The organism is Marininema mesophilum, from assembly GCF_900106775.1.
GTDB lineage: Bacteria > Bacillota > Bacilli > Thermoactinomycetales > DSM-45169 > Marininema > Marininema mesophilum.
Window position 1 is genome coordinate 1 of the sequence record NZ_FNNQ01000033.1, and the last position, 4,780, is coordinate 4,780.

Here is a 4,780-nt window from a genome sequence, read left to right on the forward strand (position 1 = left end):
AGTTAGCCTGTTTGTGGCTCAATCCTTAATTATCAGTCCACCCATTCCACAGACAGTGCTTGAAACAACCGATAGTTTTACATTCCTCGACACCAATGCGAGTGGGGATATTACCTATTCTCTAACTCCTACTTATGTACAAGGAAACCCCGGGTCGAACTTACAAATTACAAGCAGGACCCTTATTGCTTCGGTGATCTAACCATTTTTTATGATTCGTACCAACGAAACGCTTGTTGCCGTAGTCCAGCAATTCTTCTCACGAAGCTTTACAATCACCCGAGTAGGAGGGAAGAACATGTGCGCGTTATTACAAACTACTAAAGTTGTCGACGGTAGTACAACGTTTTTGGGGTTTGGAATTAATACACTAGGAGACACCAGTGTTGGTTCTGCACTAGCTCCCATTTTTGATCCCGCGAAATCCACAATGATGAAAGAATATATATTTCCTCAAGCAATGGATGCCGGCACCTTTCTGATTCCCGCATATGCTTCAGGGGATCACTGTACCGAAACCCAGAAATCGTATACCAGAATGATTTCGGCCGCTACACGAACCGAAACACAAGAGAAGAATTCTGTAGACATAGGGTTCGGTAAACCGGGATTCATTAACGGATTTGACGGTTCCTTTACCCCAGCCTCTAGGACCGAGAACTATTTTTATTGCTATTTCCTCGATTATACGGTGACAGGAACCATCTGTGTCTCCACTTCTCCTGAGTCGGATCCGTTTTTAAGTGATGCTTTTATAAGCGATGTCAACATGCTTCCTGCTACCTTTGATAAGGCAAATCCCAGCAACGTCACCGCATGGTTTAATTTTTTTCAAAAGTATGGCGGCTATTATGTATCCGATTTAATTTATGGCGGAGTTTTCCAATACTATAACGCGGTCACGACGGTAGAAGATTTGCCAAGGGATCAAATTGACATCAATTTTGGGGCAAATATTGAAGGGATCAATACCGGTATATCGGCGGGTATTACTGATACGTATCAAACGTATAAGAGAAATAGCTCATTTCAATTTTCCACCATAGGAGGACAAATATTTCTCTATTTTGACCCGAGGGCGGTTGAAACCGATGCAGACGCGATGAAAGCGTTTAATGCTATAAAGGCGTGGAAAAAAACAATTCCTATGGATCCCAATGTGCAAACCGATATTCGAGTAAAAGCAATCGCAGATCTTCCCTTGGTTACATCCAGAGGACTAGGCGGAGCCATGTCCGCTGCCTTTGACTACTATTTTACGCTACATTCCCCTACCATCCGGGTGGAACTTCAACCACCATCCCAACGTCAATTTAGTTTTGTAGGTCCCTTTCCTCCCGAATCATCCAATAAGCCGATTATTACTATAGCAGGGACAAATGTTAACGACCTAAAAACACCGGTTACTCAAATGTTGCCTGAGCAATGTGCATCTTTTAATATGGGTTTTCAGGTAGTGATACTTGATTCCGCTACGATCCCCGCTGCAGAATCTGTACTTTGGAATAAATACTATCCAGCTAATAATTATCCTGTTGATGTTGATCCTACTTGTAACAAAGGAGTTCCTGTTACAGTTCCCTTCTTTAATAAAGTAGACATTGATAACCTGAATTTGTATGGCGATTTCGTCGATGATTTCAGTAATAGTGCGAATAATTTAAATATACCTGACAATCTTTTCATATTTAGTACGTATAATATGCCGACTAGTTTTTTTCCCGACTTCAATATGAACGCGATTTTACTAGGAAATGGCGCATCCACACGTGGTGATGCATATACCAGCGGAACCGTTGGTACCTATCAGAACTGGGTCAATTCTCCACGGCAAGAAGGTGAGCGAGGTTTTAATACTATCGTTTTGAATGTTAATATACCTGCTACCTATACATTGATTGGTCGTATAACTAGCTCTGATACGGGTGCCGAGGTATTTGGAGCTACTATGGATGGGCTTAGGACATCTATTAGTTCGATACTTGAAGTCAACATTTATAAAAAGGCAATAGATGATTTGCGTCCAGCTATTGCCTTAAATCAAGCTACTGTGAACGTTGCAACAATACCACCAAATATTCTATAACACTTTTATATTTTGATTCTTCGGTTGATTTCTTTGGATTTCCAACTTTTTGGTTATCTTCAGGTAGATTTACCGCTTTTATTCTTTCAGTTTTTCAACGAGAGCAAGCACATTCAATGCTTGATCTCGTTAGGAGGGAAGAACATGTGCGCGTTATTACAAACTACTAAAGTTGTCGACGGTAGTACAACGTTTTTGGGGTTTGGAATTAATACACTAGGAGACACCAGTGTTGGTTCTGCACTAGCTCCTATTTTTGATCCCGCGAAATCCACAATGATGAAAGAATATATGTTTCCTCAAGCACCGGATGCCGGCACCTTTCTGATTCCCGCATATGCTTCAGGGGATCACTGTACCGAAACCCAGAAATCGTATACCAGAACAATTTCGGCCGCTACACGAACCGAAACACAAGAGAAGAATTCTGTAGACATAGGGTTCGGTAAACCGGGATTCATTGGCGGATTTGACGGTTCCTTTACGGCAGCCTCTAGGATCCAGAACTATTTTTATTGCTATTACCTCGATTATACGGTGACAGGAACCATCTGTGTCTCCACTTCTCCTGAGTCGGATCCGTTTTTAAGTGATGCTTTTATAAGCGATGTCAACATGCTTCCAGCTACCTTTGATAGGGCAAATCCCAGCAACGTCACCGCATGGTTTAATTTTTTTCAAAAGTATGGCGGCTATTATGTATCCGATTTAATTTATGGCGGAGTTTTCCAATATTTTAACGCGGTCACGACGGTAGAAGATTTGCCAAGGGATCAAATTAACATCAACTTTGGGTCAAATATTGAAGGGATCAATACCGGTATATCGGCGGGGATTACTGATACGTATCAAACGTATAAGAGAAATAGCACATTTGAATATTCCACCATAGGAGGAAAGATATTTCTCAGTAGTATTGACCCGAGGGCGGTTGAAACCGATGCAGGCGCGATGAAAGTGTTTAATGCTATAAAGGCGTGGAAAAAAACAATTCCTATGGATCCCAATGAGCAAACCGATATTCGAGTAAAAGCAATCGCAGATCTTCCCTTTGTTACATCCAGGGGACTAGGCGGAGCCATGTCCGCTGCCTTTGACTACTATTTTTTGCTACATTCCCCTACCATCCGGGTGGAACTTCAACAATCCGCAATTCAATTAGCTGTAATAGGTTCTTCCCAGCCTCCCCTCTCAAACAATAAGCCGATTATTACTATAGCGGAGAGCAATGTTAACGACCTAAAAACACCGGATACTCAAATGTTGCCCCCGCAGTGTGCACCTTTCAATATGGGTTTTCAGGTAGTGATACTTGATTCCGCTACAATCCCCGCTGCAGAATCTGTACTTTGGAATAAATACTATCCATTTAATTTTCTTGCTAGTTCTCCCCTGTGTATTAAAGGAACAGAAGAATTTACCCAACCATTCTTTAATAAAGTAGACATTGATAACCTGAATTTGTATGGCGATTTCGTCGATGATTTCAGTAATAGTGCGAATAATTTAAATATACCTGACAATCTTTTCATATTTAGTACGTATAATATGCCGACTAGTTTTTTTCCCGACTTCAATATGAACGCGATTTTACTAGGAAATGGCGCATCCACACGTGGTGATGCATATACCAGTGGAACCGTTGGTACCTATCAGAACTGGGTCAATTCTCCACGGGAAGAAGGTGCTCAAACTGGTACTAATATAATATTATTAAATATAAATAAACCTTCTACTTATACATTGATTGGTCGTATAACTAGCTCTGATACGGGTGCCGAGGTATTTGGAGCTTTTGATCCTACTCAATCATTAGCTATGAATTCGATACTTGAAGTCAACATTTATAAAAGGGCAATAGATGATTTGCGTCCAGCTATTGCCTTAAATCAAGCTACTGTGACCACTACACCAATACCACCAAATATTCTATAACAGTCTTACCTTTCTGTTCTAAGGCCAGGCCGGGTCGAAGTACACTTTCTATAACGCATTGAGATGAGACACACCATATCCCATTATGAACGCGAGGAGTGGATGAACATGGGAGTACCAGGTCAGAGGGGACCACGGGGGCCGCAAGGAATCCAAGGACCAAGGGGGCCTCAAGGGCCTATTGGATTTCAAGGCGTTGTGGGACCACGCGGAAGGAACAGGATCTTGCAAACCTTTTCCACTGTGGAGACAACAACAGCTACCCTCAATCCCGGAGGAAGCACGAACCTGCTTGAGCAAACAGTGACGGGATTAACAACCGCTAATAAAGTGTTGGTTCAAGTTTCGTATACGTATGCTTTTACATCGCTCCCGCCAAACGCCCCATCCATTGTCTGCGAAGCTATCTTCGGACTGAACAGTTCCTCTGCGCTACTTGGAGAAGCTAGCCTGTTTGTGGGTCAATCCTTAATTAACGGTTCATCCATTGCACAGACAGAGTTTCAATCAACTGATAGTTTTACGTTCCTCGACACCAATACGAACGGGAATACTACCTATTCTCTAACTCCTACTTATGTACAAGGAGAATCCGGGTCGAACTTACAAATTACAAGCAGGGTCCTCATCGCTACGGTGATCTAACAAGCGAAAGAATCCACCGAAGGAAGGAGATTGATGATGAGAAGATCACAACGCGGGACTGTCGGTCCCCCAGGCCCTCAAGGGCCCCCAGGCCCTCAAGGGCCTCGAGGGCCT

Annotated in this window: 4 protein-coding genes; all 4 read left to right on the forward strand. The window is 42.6% G+C overall.

What is annotated here, in order from left to right:
• A partial coding sequence (locus tag BLV90_RS16430; protein WP_218142315.1) for a hypothetical protein occupies nt 1–202 on the forward strand: 202 nt, incomplete at its 5' end.
• 96 nt (nt 203–298) lie between these two features.
• On the forward strand, nt 299–2,086 hold the full coding sequence (locus tag BLV90_RS15780; RefSeq protein ID WP_177168126.1) for an MAC/perforin domain-containing protein: 1,788 nt from the start codon (nt 299–301) through the stop codon (nt 2,084–2,086).
• 144 nt (nt 2,087–2,230) lie between these two features.
• On the forward strand, nt 2,231–4,021 hold the full coding sequence (locus tag BLV90_RS15785; RefSeq protein WP_091743062.1) for an MAC/perforin domain-containing protein: 1,791 nt from the start codon (nt 2,231–2,233) through the stop codon (nt 4,019–4,021).
• 108 nt (nt 4,022–4,129) lie between these two features.
• Nucleotides 4,130–4,666, forward strand: a complete 537-nt coding sequence (locus BLV90_RS16435) for a collagen-like triple helix repeat-containing protein (RefSeq protein WP_091743064.1) — start codon at nt 4,130–4,132, stop codon at nt 4,664–4,666.
• Nucleotides 4,667–4,780: the final 114 nt, after the last annotated feature.

What these genes read in the sequence shown, in the direction of transcription:
- BLV90_RS15780 (WP_177168126.1), top strand. Translation starts at nt 299, where the DNA reads ATGTGCGCGTTATTACAAACTACTAAAGTTGTCGACGGTAGTACAACG.
- BLV90_RS15785 (WP_091743062.1), top strand. Translation starts at nt 2,231, where the DNA reads ATGTGCGCGTTATTACAAACTACTAAAGTTGTCGACGGTAGTACAACG.
- BLV90_RS16435 (WP_091743064.1), top strand. Translation starts at nt 4,130, where the DNA reads ATGGGAGTACCAGGTCAGAGGGGACCACGGGGGCCGCAAGGAATCCAA.